General features: G+C 71.5%; 21 protein-coding genes and 1 pseudogene. 11 read left to right on the top strand and 11 right to left on the bottom strand.

Annotated features, from left to right (window positions below):
• Positions 1-9 precede the first annotated feature (9 nt).
• The 3 genes and pseudogenes from D0D28_RS12320 to D0D28_RS12310 all read right to left on the bottom strand — a co-directional run.
• Positions 10-1,185 carry a thiolase family protein gene (locus tag D0D28_RS12320; RefSeq protein WP_094006280.1) on the bottom strand — a complete coding sequence of 392 codons (1,176 nt, stop codon included), beginning with the start codon at positions 1,183-1,185 and terminating at the stop codon, positions 10-12.
• Entirely contained in the window at positions 1,182-1,910 is a 729-nt protein-coding gene (locus tag D0D28_RS12315) for a CoA-transferase subunit beta (RefSeq protein WP_094006296.1), read from the bottom strand. Before D0D28_RS12315 ends, D0D28_RS12320 begins: the two co-directional genes overlap by 4 nt.
• A 122-nt stretch (positions 1,911-2,032) precedes the next feature.
• Positions 2,033-2,839: pseudogene (locus tag D0D28_RS12310) on the bottom strand (CoA transferase subunit A); the annotation flags it as partial.
• An 86-nt stretch (positions 2,840-2,925) separates the two neighbouring features.
• Here D0D28_RS12310 and D0D28_RS36155 point away from each other — a divergent pair.
• From D0D28_RS36155 to D0D28_RS12290, 5 genes are all read left to right on the top strand, one after another.
• Positions 2,926-3,093, top strand: coding sequence for a hypothetical protein (locus D0D28_RS36155; RefSeq protein ID WP_167481586.1), 168 nt, complete (start codon positions 2,926-2,928; stop codon positions 3,091-3,093).
• A gap of 35 nt (positions 3,094-3,128) precedes the next feature.
• A complete protein-coding gene (locus D0D28_RS12305) occupies positions 3,129-4,103 on the top strand; it encodes a 2-hydroxyacid dehydrogenase (RefSeq protein WP_116110672.1) in 975 nt (324 codons plus the stop codon).
• Positions 4,104-4,113: 10 nt separating this feature from the next.
• The gene (locus D0D28_RS12300; RefSeq protein WP_233157325.1) at positions 4,114-4,806 is read left to right on the top strand and encodes an HAD family hydrolase; all 693 of its coding nucleotides are present in this window, start codon (positions 4,114-4,116) and stop codon (positions 4,804-4,806) included.
• A 51-nt stretch (positions 4,807-4,857) separates the two neighbouring features.
• Complete coding sequence (locus D0D28_RS12295) at positions 4,858-5,451, top strand: TetR family transcriptional regulator (RefSeq protein WP_116110671.1); 594 nt, start codon at positions 4,858-4,860, stop codon at positions 5,449-5,451.
• A 67-nt stretch (positions 5,452-5,518) separates the two neighbouring features.
• Positions 5,519-6,967 carry an FAD-dependent monooxygenase gene (locus D0D28_RS12290; protein ID WP_116110670.1) on the top strand — a complete coding sequence of 483 codons (1,449 nt, stop codon included), beginning with the start codon at positions 5,519-5,521 and terminating at the stop codon, positions 6,965-6,967.
• 46 nt (positions 6,968-7,013) lie between these two features.
• Here D0D28_RS12290 and D0D28_RS12285 read toward each other — a convergent pair whose 3' ends face one another.
• Positions 7,014-7,322, bottom strand: a complete 309-nt coding sequence (locus tag D0D28_RS12285) for a HesB/IscA family protein (RefSeq protein ID WP_094006275.1) — start codon at positions 7,320-7,322, stop codon at positions 7,014-7,016.
• A 133-nt stretch (positions 7,323-7,455) separates the two neighbouring features.
• A complete protein-coding gene (locus D0D28_RS12280; RefSeq protein ID WP_094006274.1) occupies positions 7,456-7,839 on the bottom strand; it encodes a hypothetical protein in 384 nt (127 codons plus the stop codon).
• 124 nt (positions 7,840-7,963) lie between these two features.
• On the opposite strand from D0D28_RS12280, the gene D0D28_RS12275 reads away from it, so the two are divergent.
• Together D0D28_RS12275 and shbA are read left to right on the top strand one after the other, a co-directional pair.
• Complete coding sequence (locus tag D0D28_RS12275; protein WP_116110669.1) at positions 7,964-8,410, top strand: GtrA family protein; 447 nt, start codon at positions 7,964-7,966, stop codon at positions 8,408-8,410.
• A gap of 293 nt (positions 8,411-8,703) precedes the next feature.
• Positions 8,704-9,372 carry an RNA polymerase sigma factor ShbA gene (shbA, locus tag D0D28_RS12270; RefSeq protein ID WP_205413243.1) on the top strand — a complete coding sequence of 223 codons (669 nt, stop codon included), beginning with the start codon at positions 8,704-8,706 and terminating at the stop codon, positions 9,370-9,372.
• Here shbA and D0D28_RS12265 read toward each other — a convergent pair.
• Genes D0D28_RS12265 through D0D28_RS12255 form a run of 3 tightly spaced genes read right to left on the bottom strand, consistent with a single transcriptional unit; the run spans position 9,369 to position 11,212 of the window.
• Positions 9,369-10,352 (bottom strand): TIGR03557 family F420-dependent LLM class oxidoreductase, encoded by a 984-nt coding sequence (locus D0D28_RS12265; protein WP_116110668.1) that lies wholly within the window; start codon positions 10,350-10,352, stop codon positions 9,369-9,371. The genes shbA and D0D28_RS12265 overlap by 4 nt on opposite strands.
• A complete protein-coding gene (locus D0D28_RS12260) occupies positions 10,331-10,660 on the bottom strand; it encodes a WhiB family transcriptional regulator (RefSeq protein ID WP_094006271.1) in 330 nt (109 codons plus the stop codon). The genes D0D28_RS12265 and D0D28_RS12260 overlap by 22 nt, the downstream gene beginning before the upstream one ends.
• Positions 10,661-10,720: 60 nt before the next feature.
• Positions 10,721-11,212, bottom strand: coding sequence for a GNAT family N-acetyltransferase (locus D0D28_RS12255; RefSeq protein WP_116110667.1), 492 nt, complete (start codon positions 11,210-11,212; stop codon positions 10,721-10,723).
• A gap of 60 nt (positions 11,213-11,272) precedes the next feature.
• Here D0D28_RS12255 and D0D28_RS12250 point away from each other — a divergent pair, with 60 nt between their 5' ends.
• Positions 11,273-12,427 carry a saccharopine dehydrogenase family protein gene (locus tag D0D28_RS12250; protein WP_116110666.1) on the top strand — a complete coding sequence of 385 codons (1,155 nt, stop codon included), beginning with the start codon at positions 11,273-11,275 and terminating at the stop codon, positions 12,425-12,427.
• A 79-nt stretch (positions 12,428-12,506) separates the two neighbouring features.
• Positions 12,507-13,172 (top strand): TetR/AcrR family transcriptional regulator, encoded by a 666-nt coding sequence (locus D0D28_RS12245; protein WP_116110665.1) that lies wholly within the window; start codon positions 12,507-12,509, stop codon positions 13,170-13,172.
• A 22-nt stretch (positions 13,173-13,194) separates the two neighbouring features.
• Here D0D28_RS12245 and D0D28_RS12240 read toward each other — a convergent pair whose 3' ends face one another.
• Positions 13,195-13,695 (bottom strand): metallophosphoesterase family protein, encoded by a 501-nt coding sequence (locus D0D28_RS12240; RefSeq protein ID WP_116110685.1) that lies wholly within the window; start codon positions 13,693-13,695, stop codon positions 13,195-13,197.
• Positions 13,696-13,791: 96 nt separating this feature from the next.
• Here D0D28_RS12240 and D0D28_RS12235 point away from each other — a divergent pair, with 96 nt between their 5' ends.
• Complete coding sequence (locus D0D28_RS12235; protein ID WP_116110664.1) at positions 13,792-15,576, top strand: VanW family protein; 1,785 nt, start codon at positions 13,792-13,794, stop codon at positions 15,574-15,576.
• 415 nt (positions 15,577-15,991) lie between these two features.
• Here D0D28_RS12235 and D0D28_RS12230 read toward each other — a convergent pair whose 3' ends face one another.
• Positions 15,992-16,714 carry a TetR/AcrR family transcriptional regulator gene (locus D0D28_RS12230; RefSeq protein ID WP_094006267.1) on the bottom strand — a complete coding sequence of 241 codons (723 nt, stop codon included), beginning with the start codon at positions 16,712-16,714 and terminating at the stop codon, positions 15,992-15,994.
• 129 nt (positions 16,715-16,843) lie between these two features.
• On the opposite strand from D0D28_RS12230, the gene D0D28_RS12225 reads away from it, so the two are divergent.
• The gene (locus D0D28_RS12225; RefSeq protein WP_094006266.1) at positions 16,844-17,032 is read left to right on the top strand and encodes a DUF5302 domain-containing protein; all 189 of its coding nucleotides are present in this window, start codon (positions 16,844-16,846) and stop codon (positions 17,030-17,032) included.
• Positions 17,033-17,077: 45 nt separating this feature from the next.
• Here the strand turns inward: D0D28_RS12225 and D0D28_RS12220 are convergent, their stop codons facing one another.
• The gene (locus D0D28_RS12220) at positions 17,078-18,043 is read right to left on the bottom strand and encodes an MBL fold metallo-hydrolase (protein ID WP_116110663.1); all 966 of its coding nucleotides are present in this window, start codon (positions 18,041-18,043) and stop codon (positions 17,078-17,080) included.
• Between the last annotated feature and the right edge of the window lie 64 nt (positions 18,044-18,107).

Below are 18,107 nucleotides of genomic sequence, written 5' to 3'. Positions count from 1 at the left end.
CCTTTCTCCTCACGCTTCCAGCACGACCGCGAGCCCCTGGCCCACGCCGATGCAGATGGCCGCCAGGCCGTAACCACCGCCGCGGCGGCGCAGCTCGTAGGCCAGCGACGCGAGAATGCGCCCGCCGGAGGCGCCCAGCGGGTGGCCGATGGCGATCGCGCCGCCGTTGACGTTCACGATCGACGGGTCGAGCTTGGGCCAGTCGGCGAAGCAGGACAGGCACTGCGCGGCGAACGCCTCGTTCAGCTCGACCGCGGCCAGCTGCTCCCAGCCGATCCCGGCGCGCTCCAGCGCGATCTCCGCCGCCCGCACCGGGCCGATGCCGAACACGTCCGGGTCCACACCCGCCGCGCCCCGCCCGGCGATGCGCGCCAGTGGCGTCTTGCCGAGCCGGTCGGCCGCGGCCTGGTCGCCCAGCAGGACGGCGGAGGCGCCGTCGTTCAGCGGGGAGGCGTTGCCGGCGGTGATGGTGCCGTTCTGGCGGAACGCGGGCTTGAGCTTGCCCAGCTTCTCCAGCGTCGAGTCGGCGCGGATGCCCTCGTCGCGGGTCAGGTCGGTGCCGGGGACGGGCACCACGTGGTCGTCGTAGAAGCCGGCGTCCCACGCCTTCGCCGCGTTCTGGTGGCTGCGCAGCGCGAACTCGTCCTGCGCCTCGCGGGTGATGCCGTACTTCTCGGCCAGCCGCTCGGTGCTCTCGCCCAGCGAAATCGTCCACTGCTCGGGCATCTCCGGGTTGACCATGCGCCAGCCCAGGGTGCTCGAATGCAGCGTCTGGTTCGCCGGGGAGTACGCCTTCTCCGGCTTGAGCAGGATCATCGGGGCGCGGGTCATCGACTCCACACCGCCCGCGACGACCAGCGAGGCGTCGCCGGTCGCGATGGTGCGGCTGGCCTGCATCACCGCGTCCAGGCCGGAACCGCACAGCCGGTTCACCGTGGTGCCGGGCACCGAGGTCGGCCAGCCCGCGAGCAGCGCGGCCATGCGCGCCACGTTGCGGTTGTCCTCGCCGGCCTGGTTGGCGTCGCCCAGCACGACCTCGTCGACGGTGCCCGGGTCGAGGTCGTTGCGGGCGGCCAGCTCACGCAGCACGTGCGCGGCCAGGTCGTCGGGGCGGACCCCGGCCAGGGCGCCGCCGTAGCGGCCGAACGGGGTCCGGATCGCGTCGAGAACGAATGCGTCGCTCACTTGGCCGCCTTCAGTTCACGCAGGGCCTGGAGTTCGGCCTCGGTGGGCGGGGGCGTGGTCTCCAGCTCCGGGGCCACCTTCAGGTCCCAGCCGGTCGCCTCCTTGACCTGCTCGACCGTGACGCCCTCGTGGACCTGGGTCAGCACGAGCTCGGCGGTCTCCGGGTCGGGCCGCATCACGCCCAGGTCGGTGATCACCAGGGTCGGGCCCGCGCCGGGCAGGCCCAGCTTCTCCCGCTCGCCCTTGCCGCGGCCGTGGCCGAAGGAGGTGATGAAGTCGACCTGCTCGACGAAGCTGCGCTTGCTCTGCCGCACCACGACGTAGACCTCGTGGCAGCTCGCGGCGATCTCCGGGGCCCCACCGGCACCGGGCAGGCGGACCTTCGGGTCGGCGTAGTCGGTGCCGATGACGGTGGTGTTGATGTTGCCGAACTTGTCCAGCTGGGCCGCGCCGAGGAAGCCGACGTCGATGCGGCCGGGCTGCAGCCAGTAGTTGAACACCTCCGGCACGCTGATCACGGCGTCGGCGGTGTCGGCGAGGATGCCGTCCCCGATCGACGCGGGCAGCCGGGTCGGCTTCGAGCCGAGCGTGCCCGACTCGTAGATGAGCACCAGGTCCTCGGCGTGGGTGCGGCGCGCGAGGTTGGCCGCGGTGGAGGGCAGGCCGATGCCGACGAACACCCGCTGGCCACCGGTGAGGGCGCGGGCCGCGGCGATCGACATCATCTCGTCGGACGTGTACGTCCGCTCGACCGTCGCTGTCACTGGGCCACCTCCTGCGTCTTGCGGGACACCCGCACCCGGTCGGCATCCACGAGCGGGGCTTCGCCATGGTCGCTCGTGGCTGCCTCCGTGCCGAACACCTTCTCGTCCAGCCAGCGCTGGAACGAGTCCCTCTCCCGCCCAATGGAATCCCAATACGCGTAATACTCGTTGTCGCGCTCCGAGTACCCGGCCGCGTAGGACGGATGCGCCCCGTTCGGGACCTCGGCGACCGCCGTGACGGCCCAGGTCGGCAGGATGACCTGACCGGGCATCGGGGTCAGCTCGTCGACGATCTCCTCGACGGTGACCAGGCTGCGCTTGGCGGCCAGCACCGCCTCCTTCTGCACGCCGACCAGGCCCCACATCTGCACGTTGCCGGCGCGGTCGGCCCGCTGCGCGTGGATGATCGAGACGTCCGGGTTGATCGCCGGCACCGCGGCCAGCTCCTCGCCGGTGAACGGGCAGGTGATCGTCTTGATCGTGTCGGTGTGCTTGGGCAGGTCCGTGCCGCGGTAGCCGCGCAGCACCGCGAACGGCAGCCCGGAGGCGCCGGCGACGTAGCGGTTGGCCATCCCCGCGTGGCTGTGCTCCTCGATCTCCAGCGGCACCGGCCAGGAGTTCTGCACCGCGTCGCGGAAGCGGTGCAGCGAGCCCACGCCCGGGTTGCCGCCCCAGGAGAAGATCAGCTTCTTCGCGCACCCGGCGCCGATGAGCTGGTCGTAGACGATGTCGGGCGTCATCCGCACCAGCGTCAGGTCCCTGCGCCGCTGGCGGATGATCTCCTGCCCCGCCGCGTGCGGGATCAGATGGGTGAATCCTTCGAGGGCGACCGTGTCCCCGTCGTGCACCAGCTGGGCGACGGCGTCACGGAGCGACGTTATCTCGGCCATTGAGCTGCTTCCGTTCGCATTACGCACACAAGTTCTACATATGAACATAGCGGGCGGTCCGGAGCCGCGCAAGGAAGGGTGGACGCATGAGTGGACCCGAAATCGATCCGGTGACGGCCGAGAGCGAGCAGCAGGACGCCGACATCGGCGGCGAGCACACCGAACCCACCTACCGCGACCAGGACCCCGAGGTCGGCACCGACGAAGCCGAACCGGAGGGCAAAGGCGGCCCCGGAGGCATGGACCCCGAATAGCGCGCGCGGCCACCGATCCTGCGAAGCTGGAGCCCATGCGAATCGTGGTGACGCGGCGGGTTCCGGAAGCAGCGATGGTGGTGCTCCGCGAGGCGGGCGAGGTCTGGGTGTCCGGCGAGGACCGGCCGCTGCGCCCCGACGAGCTGCGCGAAGCGGTGCGCGGCGCGGACGCGGTGGTGTGCATGCTGCACGACCGCGTCGACGGCGCGGTCGCCGACGCGGCCGGGCCGCAGCTGAAGGTCGTGGCCAACGTCGCGGTCGGCCACGACAACATCGACGTGCCCGCACTGGCCGAGCGGGGCGTGACGGTCACGAACACGCCCGGCGTGCTCACCGACGCGACCGCGGACCTCGCGTTCGGCCTGCTGCTCGCCGTGACGCGGCGCATCGGCGAGGGCGAGCGGCTGCTGCGGGCGCGCCGGCCGTGGTCGTTCCACCTCGGCTTCATGCTCGGCTCCGGCCTGCAGGGCAAGACGCTCGGCATCGTCGGGCTGGGCCAGATCGGGCAGGCGATGGCGCGCCGCGCCAGGGCGTTCGGCATGCGGATCGTCTACAGCGGACGGTCGCGGGCGAAGCCGGAGGTGGAGTCGGCGCTGCACGCGGAGCACCTGTCGTTCCTGGAACTGCTCCGGACCGCCGACGTGGTGTCGCTGCACTGCCCGCTGACCGCGGAGACGCGGCACCTGATCGACGCCGAAGCGCTGGGCGCGATGAAGCACAGCGCGTTCCTGATCAACACCACGCGCGGGCCGGTCGTGGACGAGGCCGCGCTGGCCGACGCGCTGCTGCGGCGCGAGATCGCCGGCGCCGGGCTGGACGTGTTCGAGAAGGAGCCGGAGGTCGAGCCGCGGCTGCTGGAGCTGGACAACGTAGTCGTCACCCCGCACCTGGGGTCGGCGACCGTGGAGACCCGCACGGAGATGGCGCTGCTGGCGGCGCGCAACGTGGCGGCGGTGCTCTCCGCCGAGGGGGCCGTTAATGAGGTGCGGCCGGACGGTGATCGCTCCTAGTCTTCGCGGCGTGCGACTGAGCGGACAGGTCCTGATTCTCGACGCCGACGACACGTTGTGGGAGAACAACGTGGTCTTCGAGCGGGTCATCGACGACTACCTGGACTGGATCGCGCATCCGACCCTGGACCGCGCCGCGGTGCGCGGCATCCTGGACGACATCGAACGGGCGAACGCGGTCACGCACGGCTACGGGACGAAGGTGTTCCTGCACAGCCTGGCGGAGTGCTTCGAGAAGCTGAACTCCCGGCCCGCGACGTCCGCGGAGCGGGACCGCATCGAGGAGCTGGCGGCGGCGCTGATCCACCACGAGATCGAGCTGATCCCCGGTGTCGCCGAGACGCTCGACGAGCTGGGCTCGCGGCACGAGCTGATGCTGCTGACCAAGGGCGACCAGGAGGAGCAGCAGCGCAAGATCGACGCCTCCGGGGTGGCGCACCACTTCCGCGAGGTGCACATCGTGCCGGAGAAGGACGTCGAGGTGTACCGCGGCCTGGCGGCGGCGCGGATGCTCGCGCCGGAGTCGACGTGGATGATCGGCAACTCGCCGAAGTCGGACATCCGCCCGGCACGCGCGGCGGGGATGAACGCGGTGTTCATCCCGAACGCGCACACGTGGGTGCTGGAGCACGACGAACTGGACGATGCCGACGAGCGGGTGCTGCGGCTCGGGACGTTCACGGAGCTGCTGCACCACTTCTAAGTTGCGTGGCACGCATATTTGCGTGCCACGCAAGTTCTGTACCGTGGAGTCATGGGCCTGCGGGAGCGGAAGAAAGCCGAGACGCGCTCGGCGATCAGCTGGGCGGCGATCCGGCTGACCGTCGAGCGCGGGTTCGACAACGTGAAGGTCGAGGACATCGCCGACGCCGCCGGGCTCTCCCCGCGCACGTTCAACAACTACTTCTCCAGCAAGGGCGAGGCGATCGTGGCCCGCCACGCCGACCGCATCCGCAACTTCGCCGGGGCACTGCGCGACCGCCCGGCGGACGAGCCGCTGTGGGACGCGATCAGCGTCGCGGCCACGGCCCAGTTCGGCCCGGACCCCGCCGCGGCCGAAGCCCCGGTGGCCGATCCGGCGACCTGGACGTCCGGCGTGCGCGCGATGCTCGCCGAGCCCGCCCTGCAGGGCGATCTGCTCAAGGCCGGCGCGCTCGCGGAGGCCGAGATCGCCGCGGCGGTCGCCGACCGCACCGGCACCTCGGTCGAGCGGGACCTGTACCCGCACCTGGTGGCGTCCGCGGTCGTGGCCGCGGTGCAGACCGCGATCGGCCACCACCTCCGCACCGAACGCCCGGTGCCCGACCTGCTCACCGAAGCGCTCGCGCGGCTCTCCGCGGGCCTGTAACTCCACTGTGGACGATCAGCCCGGGCGTGCTCCCGGGCCGCTGTCCCCTGCCCGGAAGGACTTCCCCATGATCGACGTCGTCATCGCGGGCGGCGGGCCCACCGGCCTCATGCTCGCCTGCGAACTCGCACTGGCCGGCGCTCGCCCCGTCGTCCTGGAACGCCTCGCCGAGCCCGGCATCGAGCGGCGGGCGAACGGCCTGGTCGGCGAGGTCGTGCGCATGATGGACCGGCGCGGCCTGTACGAGCGGCTGACCGGCACCCCCGGCGCTCCGGAGCCCGTCCGCGGGTTCGTGTTCGGCGCCTTCCCGCTGCCACTGGCCGACCTCCACCACAACCTCTACACGCTGCCGGTGCCGCAGCGGCGCATCGAGGAGGTGCTCACCGAACGCGCGGCCGAACTCGGCGTCGACGTCCGTCGCGGGCACGAGGTCACCGGGCTGGTCCAGGACGAGGACGCGGTGACCATCGAGGTCGGCGGGCGCGAGCCGGTGGAGGCGCGGTTCCTCGTCGGTGCGGACGGCGGGCACAGCGTGGTGCGCAAGCTGGCCGGCATCGGATTCCCCGGCGTGACCTCCGACGAAGCCGTGTCGTACTCGGCGGACGTCTCGGTCCCGCCCGAGATCCTCGGCCCCGACGGCGAACTGGTGGTGCCCGGTTTCGGCGTCGTGCCGCCGTTCCAGCACCTGCGCACCGAGCGCGGAATGATCACCTGGGCACCGTTCCCCGGCCGGAACCCGACGCTCAACACCATGGAGTGGGGCCTGCCCGCGGACGGTGAGGCGTCCCTGGCGGAAGTGCGCGCCAGCGCGGCCCGCATGCTCGGCGTGGACCTGCCGCTCGGGCCGCCGACGGATGAGGGACCGCACCTGATGCGGCGCCTGTTCGGCGGGAACACCCGGATCGCCGAGCGCTACCGGGACCGCCGGGTTTTCCTGCTCGGCGACGCCGCGCACGTCCATTCCGCGATCGGCGGCCCCGGCCTCAACCTCGGCCTGCAGGACGCGGTCAACCTCGGCTGGAAGCTCGCGGCGGCGGTGCGCGGCGACGTGGACGTGCTGGACACCTACGAGTCCGAGCGGCGCCCGGTCGCCCAGCGCGTCGCCATGCACACGCAGGCGCAGTCGCTGCTGCTCCGGCCGGGCGGCGAGGTGACCGCGTTCCGGGAACTGTTCGCGGAGCTGCTGGCCCTGCGCGGCACCCGGCAGCACCTCGCCGACCTGCTGGCGGGCGCGGACATCCGCTACGACATGGGCACCACCGGAGAACTGGTCGGGCAGTTCGCGCCGGACCTGGTGGACCAGCGCGACCTCACCCACAGCGGCCGGGCCCTGCTGCTCGACCCGACCGGGCTGCTCGACGCCGCGCCGTGGCGGAAGTCCGTCGACGTCGTCGAGATGCCCGATCTGGACTGCGCGTTCCTGCTGCGGCCGGACTGCTTCGTCGCCTGGGCGGGCGTGGACCAGGACGGCCTGCACGAAGCGCTCACGAGGTGGTTCGGCCCCGGAACGCACTGAGGGAGGACACCGTTTCCGGCATCCTCCCTCAGCGGAAGTCCTGCGATCAGGCGGTCGGCGCCTCGGCCTGGGGCAGGACGGCGAAGTTCAGCTGCCCCTGCTCGTCCTGCTGGACGTCGAGCACCTTGTCGTCCAGGAAGATCGCGGCCTGCGGCTCCAGGAACACCTTCGCACCCCCGTCCGCGCCCACGACCTGGTCCCCGTCCTCCGGAGCCGGTGCCACGGACAGCGCCAGCTGGGCGCCGCTGTCCTGCTGGGCCTGCACGGCGAAGCGCAGGCCACCACTGTCGGTCTGGCCCTCCTGTGCCGTCAGGGCGCTGATGGCCTCGGCGGCGGCATCGGTCAAAGCGAGCATCGTGTCAGTCCCTTCGCGTCACGTGCACTCGTACCTCCGACCGTAGGGGCACGCTTCGGGGCACGCTGTCCAGCACCCGCCGTCACCGCCGATCACGGTGGGTTTCGCCAGGTCAGCGCAGATGTGACGGCCGTCACACCGGGTCTTCGTCCGGCGGTGTCCGGATCGCGTCGGGCACCGAGCCCGGCGGGTTGTCCGCCTTCTGGTCCACCGCGTCGCCGAGGTTCTGGCCAGGGTCGGGGGCCTCGGCGCGGACACCGGTCTCGTCCGCCGGCACGTCCTCCGGCTGGACGTCCGGGCGCTCCTGCGCCAGCCGTCCGTCGAGGCTCTCGCCCTCGCGCACCTCGTTCGGCGTCGTGCCGAACCGGTCGGAGGCCATGTACCGCTCCGGCGGCTCGACGCCCTCCTCGAGCGGGTCGACGCGCAACCGGTCCTCGTCGAGGTCCTCCGCGCTGTTCAGCGCGGCCGGGTCGCTCTCCACCGCGTCGGGGACGGGATGGCCATGAGCCTCACTCATCGGTCCTCCTCACCTGCTGGTTCCAGCGGTGGCGATACCCGAGCGGCAGGCCGGGCAAACCCGAGATCAAGCTCACGTGCTTGTAGAGTACAAACAATTGCTGAGCATAGGTAAGTTCTGAACCATGACCGCGACGTGGATCAGCGGGCCGGTGGCTCGGGCGGCGCCCGCCGCACCCCGCCCGGCCGAGCACCACGCGGTCGCCTGGTACGTCGTCGCCGGGGTGCTGACGACCGGCCTGCAGGAAGTGCTCTTCCTCGGCGCGCGCCCGCTGCTGGGCGCGGTGGTCGCGAACACGCTGGCCATCGCGCTGACCACGATCGCCAACACCGAGTTCCAGCGGCGCGTGACGTTCGCCGGCCGTCCCGCCTCACCCGTTCGGCTGCACCTGCAGTCCGTGGGGACGTTCGCCTTCTACGCGGGCTACGGCTCGCTCGTGCTGTTGTCGTTACATCTGTTCACCCCGAGCCCCTCGGCCACGCTGCAGGCGGTGACCCTGGCGGCGGCGAGCAGCCTGGGCGGTATCGTCCGGTTCGCGTTGCTGCGCTGGTGGGTCTTCCCGAACCGGTGACCTGCGTGTTGTCACACCGCCAAGTGGTGTGTCACTTGTGCGCTCGCCTGTTCGCCGGTGCTCGGTTCGCGCGTCTGGAGAACGCGATCGAGCGGGGTGTTGCGGCAAATGGGGTATGTCTAGTTGAAATCTGGACTGTCGGGCGACCACCACTTACGATTACGCACAGTCGCGTCGGTGACGGGTCGGCAGGGACCTAGAGGGAGTACCCGTTCACCGAGAGTAACTCGAAACGCGGGCCCCCGACGGCGACCGGTCGACGGGTCATCGTTGTTGTCGTTGGGGAGCCGACCATGCGAACGAGTGTCCCGCCCAGCACTGCCACCCTCAGATCCGCGCCCGAGGCGCCGGGGCTGACACCCCAGGCCTTTCCTCGGGCCTCACAGCGGCTCACGAAGGAAGAGCTCGACCCGGTCGTCCGCGAGGCGGCCACCGGTGAGCGCGGAGCCGTGGACCGCCTGATCCAGATGATCACCCCGGTCGCCGTCCGCTACTGCCGCGCCCGGCTCGGTGGCCGCGACCTGTCCTACCTGTCGGCGGACGACGTGGCGCAGGAGGTCTGCCTGGCCGTCCTGCACGCGCTGCCGCAGTACCAGGACCGGGGCGGATCCTTCCTCTACCTGGTGCACGCCATCGCGTCGAACAAGGTCGCCGACGCCTACCGCCTGGTCTCCCGGGACCGGTCGGACCCGGTCGCCGAGCTGCCGGAACGCCCGCTGGCCGACAACGAGCCGGAGAAGCACGCGCTCGACGTCGACCTCGGCGACCGGCTGACCAGGCTGCTCGCCACGCTTCCGCAGCTGCAGCAGGAGATCCTGACGCTGCGGATCGCCGTCGGGCTGTCGGCGAACGAGACGGCCGAGGCGCTGGGCATCTCGGCCGGCAACGTCCGCGTCACGCAGCACCGCGCGCTGGGCAAGCTGCGCGCGATGGTCACCCGCGACGGCGACCTGCTCGGCTAGTCGCCGTAGGCCTGGGTCAGGGCGGGCAGCAGCTCGTTCGAGGCGAACTCGAAGAACCCGTCCTGGTGCTCGCCGCCGATCTGGACCAGCGCCAGATCGGTGAAGCCGGCGTCGGCGAAGGCCTGCGCGCTCTTCACGATCGGCTCGACGTCCGGCCCGCACGGGATGGACTGCGCGACCTCGTCGGGCGTGACGAACTGGGTCGCGCCGGCGAACCCGGACGTGCCGGGCAGCTCGGCGTTGACCTTCCAGCCGCCGCCGAACCAGCGGAACTGCTCGTGCGCCCGCTGCTTGGCCGCCTCCGGGTCGCGGTCCCAGCACACCGGCAGCTGCGCGTACTTGCGTGAGGTGTCCTGCCCCAGCTGCGCGCGCTCCTCGTCCCACGCGTGCAGCAGCTCGGGCTTCGGCTCGGTGGCGATCAGCGCGTCGGCCACCGGGGCGAAGCGCGACACCGACTGCCTGCCGGACACGGCGACCCCGATCGGGGTGCGCCGCTCGGGCAGGTCCCACAGCTTCGCCGAATCGACCCGGTAGTGCTGACCCGAGTAGTTGACGTACCCGCCGTCGAAGAGGTCGCCGATGATCGCCAGCGCCTCGCTCAGCATCTCGTGCCGCACGTTCACCGGCGGCCACCCGCGGCCGACGACGTGCTCGTTCAGGTTCTCGCCCGCACCCAGCCCCAGCGTGAACCGGTCGTCCGACAGCAGGGAGATGGTCGCCGCCTTCTGCGCCACCACCGCCGGGTGGTAGCGCATGAGCGGACAGGTCACGAAGCTGAGCAGCTCGACGCGTTCGGTCACCTGCGTGACCGCGCCCAGCACGCTCCACGCGTACGGGGCATGACCCTGTTCGTCGAGCCAGGGCGAGTAGTGGTCGCTGCACACCTCGAACGCGAACCCCGCCTCCTCGGCGGCCGCCGCGTGCCGGACCAGCTCCTTCGGCCCGGCCTGCTCGGTCATCAGGGTGTAACCGAAACGCACTCCTGCTCCTTCTCAGCGCTGGACAGCAGCTGCTTGCGTCGCGTGATCATCGCCCGGCGCTCGGTCTCGTCGAGCCCGCCCCAGACGCCGAAGGGCTCCTCGGCGGTGAGCGCGTGGTGCCGGCACTCGACGATCACCGGGCAGGACATGCAGATCTGCTTGGCCCGCGCCACCCGGTCCGCCCGCGCGAAGCCCCGCTCGCCATCGGGGTGGAAGAACACCGAACTGTCCAAGTTCCGGCAGTTGCCGTGCCGCTGCCACTCCCACGTTTCGGCAACAGGCACCGGGAGCCGTGACGTGTCCGCCATCTCGACCTCACCTCCGCGACCATCTCAGTTGCGCGCAGGACTACCCCGGTTTTTCGGCCACTACACCTGCCGGCCCAGCGCCAGCCGCTTCTCGAACCAGTGATCGGCGTACAAGCGTTGCTCAGGGGCCGCGATCTCGCGGTAGCCGTGTTTGGCGTAGAGGCTGCGAGCCTCCACCAGATCGTGCCGCGTGTCCAATCGCATCCGGGTGGAACCCAGCCGCTGAGCTGCGATTTCGGCGGCGCGGAGCAGTTGGTCGCCACCGCCCTGGCCGCGCGCGGCGGGACGGACGAACATCCGGGTCAGCTCGGTGGTCGTGACGTCGAGCACTCTGATGCCGACGCAGCCGGTCACCACATCGTGGGACCGGGCGAGCAGGAAGAGGCCGGTGGGCGGGACGAGGTCGTCACTGGGGTCGTCGGCCATCGCGGCGTCGAGTTCGGCCTCGCTCGCGGGCCGGCCGTAGTAGCGGCTGGCGACGTCGTCGAAGTAGGCGCGCAGGATCGCCTGCGCGGCGGGGTCGGTCACCAGGACCGGGTCGATCGTCCACACGGGTCCATACTGGTGCCGCGGTAAAGCGAATATCAGTCGGAACCGGTTAGGGTGGCCGGCATGGCTTACGACGTGGTCCTGTTCGGCGCGACCGGCTTCACCGGCCGGCTCACCGCGGAGTACCTGGCCCGGCACGCCCCCGACGACTGTCGCTGGGCGCTCGCCGGCCGCAGTCGCACCAAGCTCGAAGGTGTGCGGGATGCGCTGGGGCCGAAGTTCGCCCAGCTGCCGCTGCTCTACGCCGACGTCACCGACCCCGCGTCGCTGAAAGCGGTGGCCTCCTCCGCGAAGGTCGTGATCACCACGGTCGGCCCGTACGTGCAGTACGGCGAGCCGCTGGTGGCCGCGTGCGCCGAGGCCGGCACCGACTACGTGGACCTGTGCGGCGAGCCCGAGTTCACCGACCTGATGTACGTCCGCCACCACGCCCGCGCCGCCGAGACCGGCGCCCGCATCGTGCACGCGTGCGGCTTCGACTCGATCCCGCACGACCTGGGCGTCTACTACACCGTCCAGCAGCTGCCGGACGACGTGCCGATCCGCGTGCGCGGCCAGGTGCGCGTCGGCGCCACGTTCTCCGGCGGCACCTACGCCTCCGCGCTCGGCGCCGCGTCCCGGCTGCTGCCGATGCTCCAGGCCGCCCGGGAGCGCCGGAAGCTGCAGCACCGCCCCGAAAACCGCCGGGTCCGCGCGGTCACCGGGACCCCGCGCCGCGACGGGGAGACCGGCCACTGGCTGGTGCCGCTGCCGACGATCGACCCGCAGATCGTCGTCGGCTCGGCGCGCGAGCTGCCCGAGTACGGGCCGGACTTCACCTACAGCCACTACGCGGCGGTCAAGCACCTGCCGGTGCTGGCGGGCGGGCTCGCCGGGCTGGGCGCGGCGGTCGCGCTCGTGCAGCTCCCGCCGGTCCGCAAGGCACTGGGCAACCTGCGCAAGCCCGGCGAGGGCCCCAGCGAGCAGCGGCGCGCGAAGTCCTGGTTCAGCGTGCGGTTCACCGCCGACGGCGGCGGCAGGCGCGTGGTCACCGAGGTCTCCGGCGGCGACCCCGGTTACGACGAGACGGCGAAGATGCTCGCCGAGTCCGCGCTGTGCCTGGCGCACGACGACCTGCCCGCCCGCGCCGGGCAGCTCTCCCCCGCCGCCGCGATGGGCGACGCGCTGCTGACGCGGCTGAAGAACGCGGGGCTCACGTTCCGGACCCTCCCGTCCTGAACCACCCGGACGGGGGATAGCGCCGACACGAACCCCGACCTGCTTAAACACAGTTCAAGCCGGGCCTTACAGTGATCGTATGGCTCGATTGACGCGCGCGGAAAGTCAGGCGCACACGCGCCGCCGTCTCCTGGTCACCGCCACCGAACTCTTCCTCCGCGACGGCTACACCGCGACGTCGCTGGAACGGGTGGCCGAGGAGGCCGGGTTCTCCAAGGGCGCCGTCTACTCCAACTTCCGCAACAAGGACGAGCTGTGCCTGGCCGTCCTGGACGGGGTGCGCGCGGAGAAGGCGGCGTCGGTGGACGCGACCCTGTCCCGCACGGACAGCCTCGAGGAGCTGCTGGCGGCCTTCGCGGTGTGGGCCGCGGGGACCGGGGGCGACCAGGCGTGGATCCGGCTGGAGGCGGAGTACCTGCTCAACTGCCGCCGCGACCCGGACCTGCTGACCCGGCTGGCGAAGAGCAACGCCGAGATCGCCGACCTGGTGACCGAGTTGCTGAACACCAACGCGCGACGGCTGGGCGTGCGGCTGCCGATGGACGCCCGGCAGGCGGCGTACGCGCTGTTCAGCATCACGCTCGGGCTGGGCCTGCTGCGCTCGGTGGACCCGGCCATCGGGGTCGAGTCGTTCACGTCGGTGGTGCGGCTGCTCGCCCAGCCGGCGGAGGTGACCGTGCCGGAAGCACGAACGGCGACCCACACGCCGACGGGCGGCGCGGATTCCTCGGCGCACCGGGACTGAGCGCAGTCCGGCCGGGCGGCGGTCAGCGGGGCGGCAGCGCGTGCAGTTCCACCTGGTCCAACCGCCCCGCGTGGATCCGCGCCGTCAGATACGTGTGCTCCGGCTGGCGGCGCCGGTCCGTGGGCGAACCGGGGTTGAGCAGCCGCAGGCCGGACTCCGCCACGGTGTCCCACGGGATGTGGCTGTGCCCGAACACCAGCACGTCCACATCCGGGTACTCCCGCGCGCACCGCGCCTCCCGGCCCTTCGCCGGGCCCGTCTCGTGCACCACGGCCAGGCGCACGCCCGCCAGGTCGGCCCGCGCCACCTCCGGCAGCCGCGCGCGCAGCTCGGGCCCGTCGTTGTTGCCGTACACCCCGATCAGCCGCCGGCTGCGCGACTCCAGCTCGTCCAGCAGCGCGACCTCCACCCAGTCCCCCGCGTGCACCACCACGTCGGCCCGGGACACCTCCCGCCACAGCTGTTCCGGCAGATCACGCGCCCGCTTGGGCACGTGCGTGTCGGACATGATGAGGAGCCGCATGGTCACCGGTCTATCACGCTGGGCCACCCGAAGCAGGGCACCGATTCCCCCGCCCGTAACCTTCATCCGGGTTGTCCGGATCAGGAGGGGTGAGCCTTGACGCAGGAACCCGCGTGGCCCACGACCGACGACGAGCGGACCGAGGTCATGACCCCGGTCACCGACGTGCTGCCGAAGGTGACGCAGGAGCCACCGCGCCGGAAGCGGACCGCCCGGCGCGCCGGGATCATCGCCGCATCGGTGCTCGGCGCGCTGGCCGCGCTGTACGCCGTCGACCTGCTGATCAGCCAGGGCACCGTGCCGCGCGGGGTCACCGTCGCCGGTGTCGAAGTCGGCGGGCTCAAGCGCACCGCGGCCGAGGACAGGCTGCGCGACGAGATCGAGCCGCGGCTGACCGCGACCATCCCGGTCCGCGCCGGTGACACCACCGCCGCGATCGACCCGGGCACCGCCGGCCTCACCCTCGACTGGCCGTCCACATTGGACCAGGCCGGCGACCAGCCGCTCAACCCGTTCACCCGCATCGCGTCGTTCTTCAGCGACCGCGAGGTCGGCGTGGTGACCCACGCGGACGAGGACAAGCTGGCCGCGGCCATCGAGGAGCTGCGGGCCCGCACCGACCGGCTGCCCGTCGAGGGCACGATCCGGTTCGAGGAGGCCCAGCCCGTCGCGGTGCAGCCGCAGCCCGGCCAGCAGCTGGACGCCGCGGGCGCCAAGAACGAGGTGCTGCGGCACTGGGCGACCGGTCAGACGCTGACCCTCCCGGTGACGACCACGCCGGTGCAGGTCTCCCCCGAGGCCGTCCAGGCGACGCTGGAGGGGTTCGCCAAGCCCGCCGTGTCCACGCCGCTGGTCATCCGCGGCGAGGGCGCCGACGCGACCCTGTCGCCGGAGGCCGTGGCCGCCGCGCTGTCGTTCGAGCCCGGCGACGCCGGCACCCTGGTGCCGAAGGTCGACCACAACAAGCTCATCGAGGCGGCCGGCCCGCAGCTCAAGCCCTCCGAGAAGGAGGGCAAGGACGCCCAGATCGTGTTCGAGGGCGGCCGTCCCACGGTGCAGCCGTCGGTGGACGGCAAGGGCGTCGACTGGAACCCGACCCTGCAGCCGGTGTTCGACCTGCTCAAGACGCCGGGCAAGCACGAGCTGGTCGCCAAGTACCACACCACCCCGGCGAAGGTGACCACCGAGCAGGCCAACCAGCTCGGCATCACCGAGGTCATCGGCGAGTTCACCACCGGCGGGTTCGCCGCCGACTCGGGCGTGAACATCCGGACCGTGGCGCAGAAGGTCAACGGCGCGATCGTCAAGCCGGGCGAGACGTTCAGCCTCAACGGGTTCACCGGCCCGCGCGGCAAGGCCCAGGGGTACGTCGAGGCCGGCGTGATCGAGAACGGCGCCCCGGCCCGTGAGGTCGGCGGCGGCATCTCGCAGTTCGCCACGACGCTGTACAACGCGGCCTACTTCGCCGGGCTGAAGGACGCCGGGCACAAGGAGCACAGCTACTACATCAGCCGCTACCCCGCCGCACGGGAGGCGACGGTGTTCCAGAGCGCCGGTGGCGCCAGCGTCATCGATCTGAAGTTCACCAACGACTCCGACACCGGCGTGGCCATCCAGACCATCTGGACGCCCTCGTCGATCACCGTCAAGTTGTGGGGCACGAAGCGGTACACGGTGGAGTCGATCCCGGGGCCGAAGACGAACTTCGTCCCGCCGCAGGAGAAGCCCGGCCCAGCGGAGAACTGCCACGCCTCCAACGGCGCGCAGGGCTTCACCACGAGCGACACCCGGGTGCTGCGCGACGCGAAGACCGGCCGCGAGGTGAAGCGCGAGACCCGCACGGTGCACTACAACCCGCAACCGAAGATCGTCTGCCCCTGACGGGCGCGAAAGGGCCGCACCGTCTCCCGGTGCGGCCCGGGACTGGGTTTCCGGTTCCGATCTTCCGGGAGCAGTTGTGTGCCTGCGCGGAGGCTGAGGGGTCCTGGGGTCCTGCCACGCAGCGGTTGCGGCCAGGCGGATGAGCCGCTGCCGGCCGAGGTAGCTTACCTAGGAAAAGCGCGCCCGGTGCGGTCCAACAAGAAGGGGCCGCACCGGCTCCCGGTGCGGGCCCGGGAGTCGGACTGAGTTTCCGGTTCCGCTCCCGGGGAACAGTTGTGCGCCTGCGCGGCGGCCGCTGCCGTGCGAATGAGCCGCTGCGGGCCGAGGAGGCTTATCTAGGAAATTGCGTCCTCGCGCCGATGCGGTCCCACAAAAAGGGCCGCACCGACTCCCGGTGCGGCCCCTTTTCGCTAAGTCAGGACGCGCGCTTGATCTCCTCGAGCCGCACCTGCACGCCGTCCAGTACGCGGTCGACCGCGTAGTCGAACAGCTCGGCGAAGTAGTCGCGGTTCTTCTCCGGGTCGTGCAGCCGCTCGTGCACCGTCTCGGCGAGGGTGGCCAGCCCGGACAGGTTCGGGTCCGGCGGCGGCGCGCCCCACCCACCGGAGATCTGCGCCTTCGCCTCGTCGGCCTTGCGCTGGTCGTCCTCCAGCGAGATGAACAGGCAGGCCTGGCTGACCAGCAGCCGGCACACCATGGCGGCCTCGTCCTGCTCGAACCCGGCGCGCAGGAGTGTCCTCATCGCACGGTCCACAGTGGGCCCACCGGCCTTGACCGACGGGCCGTTGAGCGCCACCCGGCGCGCCACGCCCGGGTAGCGCATGAACACCACCCGCAGGTTGGTGAGGAACTGCCGCCACCAGGGCCGCCACTCCAGCTCGGCCGGCGGGAGCTCGTACATCGCGATGACGCGGTCGACGACCGCGGTCACCACCGTGTCCCGGTCACCCACGTGGTGGTAGATCACCGCCGGATAGGCGTCCACCGCGCCGGCGAGCTGGCGCAGCGTCCACGACTCGACCCCGTGCCTCGCGGTCAGCTCGAGCGCCGCGTCGATGATGCGATCCGGGGTGACCGCGGGAAGCCCCGCCGCGTCACGGGAACGCGGGCGGCCGGGCACGGGAGCAGACTTCGCCATGGCGTAACCCTAGCTCCCCCGTGTTGGCGCGCCAGTCAACACCGCCGCCAATCGTGATGAAAACGGCTCGCCAAGGGGAACCGGTCCTGGGAGGCTGGACGGGCAAGCGCGTGACATCCAGGAGGTCGCATGTCCGAGAACAGTTCACCGGGCGAATCCGAAGACGACGTCAAGCGCAGGTTCCGCGAGGCTCTCGAACGCAAGCAGGCCAACGCCCAGTCCTCCGGCCGCCACGACGGCGGCGGCGGCAAGGGCGGCCACGTGCACGGTCACGGCCCCGCGGCCAGCAAGCGCACCTTCCGGCGCAAGAGCGGCTGAGCGGACGGCGTGGGTGCCCGCCGCGGCACCCACGCCGTCACCCGGTCAGGGCGTGAAGGTCTCCAGGTGGTCGACCACGACGAACCGCGACGCCGGGGACGCCGCGGCCACCGCCGACCGCAGCGCCGCCAGGCCGCCCCAGTCGCGGGCCGGTTCGGTCAGCGGGTGGTCGAAGTCGTCCCAGTGCGTCGGGACGACGTACGGCGGCTGCCCGAGCACGCGCAGCAAACGGCCCACGTAGTCGGCGATCTTGCCGCCACCGGCGGGCAGCAGCACGACATCCGGACGTAAACCCTCCAGTTCCGACTCGACGTAGTTCGAGCCGCCGAAGTCGATCACGCTGCCGCCCCACGCCGAGGTCACGTGGTACGCGAGCGTGCCACCCTCGACCAGATCCTGAATATATTTCGGCTTGGGCAGGTGTCCGAGCCCGAAACCCGGCCGCGTCCCCGGAAACGGCACCGCGGCGCGTGCGCCGGACGCCGAATGCAGCGAGCGCAGGATGCGGATCGTGTACCCGTCGAAGGTGAGGAACTCGCCACCGCTCGCCACCGCCAGCTGGTCCTCCGGCGCCCCCAGCGCGGCCATCAGGTTCAGGTGCGTCTCGGTCCCGTACACGGTGGCGCCGGTTTTCCGCGCCAGGTAAGGGACATCGGTCAGGTGGTCGTAGTGCCCGTGCGTCACCAGGATGTGGTCGGCCCGCAGCTCGCCGCTGTCCACGTAACGGTCGATGAGGCCCGTGTCCACGGTCAGCCGGGTCTTCGGGTCCGCCCCCTCCGGCGAGTAGGTCCCGGTGCGGAACCGGGTCAGCCACGGGTCGATCAGGACCGTCTTCGTGGCCGTGCCGTCGGCGCTGGGCATCCGGATCTCCCAGCTGTTGTTGCCCCACCAGCGCAGCGTGAGTCCCCCACCGGTCGCGGCCCGGGCGGCCGCGGGCGCCGCGCCGGCGAGGACGGCGGCGGCCCCCAGGCCCACCCCGAACACCCCGCGCCTGCTCAGTCGATCAGTCATGGCGCCACCCCAGCACGGAACTGGTACGGCTGTCCAAGACCAGACCGGCCCGCTCGCGATACGC

It is taken from the genome of Amycolatopsis ruanii (assembly GCF_003385175.1).
Lineage (GTDB): Bacteria > Actinomycetota > Actinomycetes > Mycobacteriales > Pseudonocardiaceae > Amycolatopsis_E > Amycolatopsis_E thermalba.
This window is presented reverse-complemented; position numbering and strand designations above follow the sequence as displayed.

Excerpts from the sequence above, each read along its gene's own strand:
- D0D28_RS12315 (WP_094006296.1), bottom strand. The coding sequence starts at position 1,910 with ATGATGTCGATCGCCGCGGCCCGCGCCCTCACCGGTGGCCAGCGGGTG.
- D0D28_RS36155 (WP_167481586.1), top strand. The coding sequence starts at position 2,926 with ATGAGTGGACCCGAAATCGATCCGGTGACGGCCGAGAGCGAGCAGCAG.
- D0D28_RS12305 (WP_116110672.1), top strand. The coding sequence starts at position 3,129 with ATGCGAATCGTGGTGACGCGGCGGGTTCCGGAAGCAGCGATGGTGGTG.
- D0D28_RS12295 (WP_116110671.1), top strand. The coding sequence starts at position 4,858 with ATGGGCCTGCGGGAGCGGAAGAAAGCCGAGACGCGCTCGGCGATCAGC.
- D0D28_RS12290 (WP_116110670.1), top strand. The coding sequence starts at position 5,519 with ATGATCGACGTCGTCATCGCGGGCGGCGGGCCCACCGGCCTCATGCTC.
- D0D28_RS12285 (WP_094006275.1), bottom strand. The coding sequence starts at position 7,322 with ATGCTCGCTTTGACCGATGCCGCCGCCGAGGCCATCAGCGCCCTGACG.
- D0D28_RS12280 (WP_094006274.1), bottom strand. The coding sequence starts at position 7,839 with ATGAGTGAGGCTCATGGCCATCCCGTCCCCGACGCGGTGGAGAGCGAC.
- D0D28_RS12275 (WP_116110669.1), top strand. The coding sequence starts at position 7,964 with ATGACCGCGACGTGGATCAGCGGGCCGGTGGCTCGGGCGGCGCCCGCC.
- shbA (WP_205413243.1), top strand. The coding sequence starts at position 8,704 with ATGCGAACGAGTGTCCCGCCCAGCACTGCCACCCTCAGATCCGCGCCC.
- D0D28_RS12260 (WP_094006271.1), bottom strand. The coding sequence starts at position 10,660 with ATGGCGGACACGTCACGGCTCCCGGTGCCTGTTGCCGAAACGTGGGAG.
- D0D28_RS12250 (WP_116110666.1), top strand. The coding sequence starts at position 11,273 with ATGGCTTACGACGTGGTCCTGTTCGGCGCGACCGGCTTCACCGGCCGG.
- D0D28_RS12245 (WP_116110665.1), top strand. The coding sequence starts at position 12,507 with ATGGCTCGATTGACGCGCGCGGAAAGTCAGGCGCACACGCGCCGCCGT.
- D0D28_RS12240 (WP_116110685.1), bottom strand. The coding sequence starts at position 13,695 with ATGCGGCTCCTCATCATGTCCGACACGCACGTGCCCAAGCGGGCGCGT.
- D0D28_RS12230 (WP_094006267.1), bottom strand. The coding sequence starts at position 16,714 with ATGGCGAAGTCTGCTCCCGTGCCCGGCCGCCCGCGTTCCCGTGACGCG.
- D0D28_RS12225 (WP_094006266.1), top strand. The coding sequence starts at position 16,844 with ATGTCCGAGAACAGTTCACCGGGCGAATCCGAAGACGACGTCAAGCGC.
- D0D28_RS12220 (WP_116110663.1), bottom strand. The coding sequence starts at position 18,043 with ATGACTGATCGACTGAGCAGGCGCGGGGTGTTCGGGGTGGGCCTGGGG.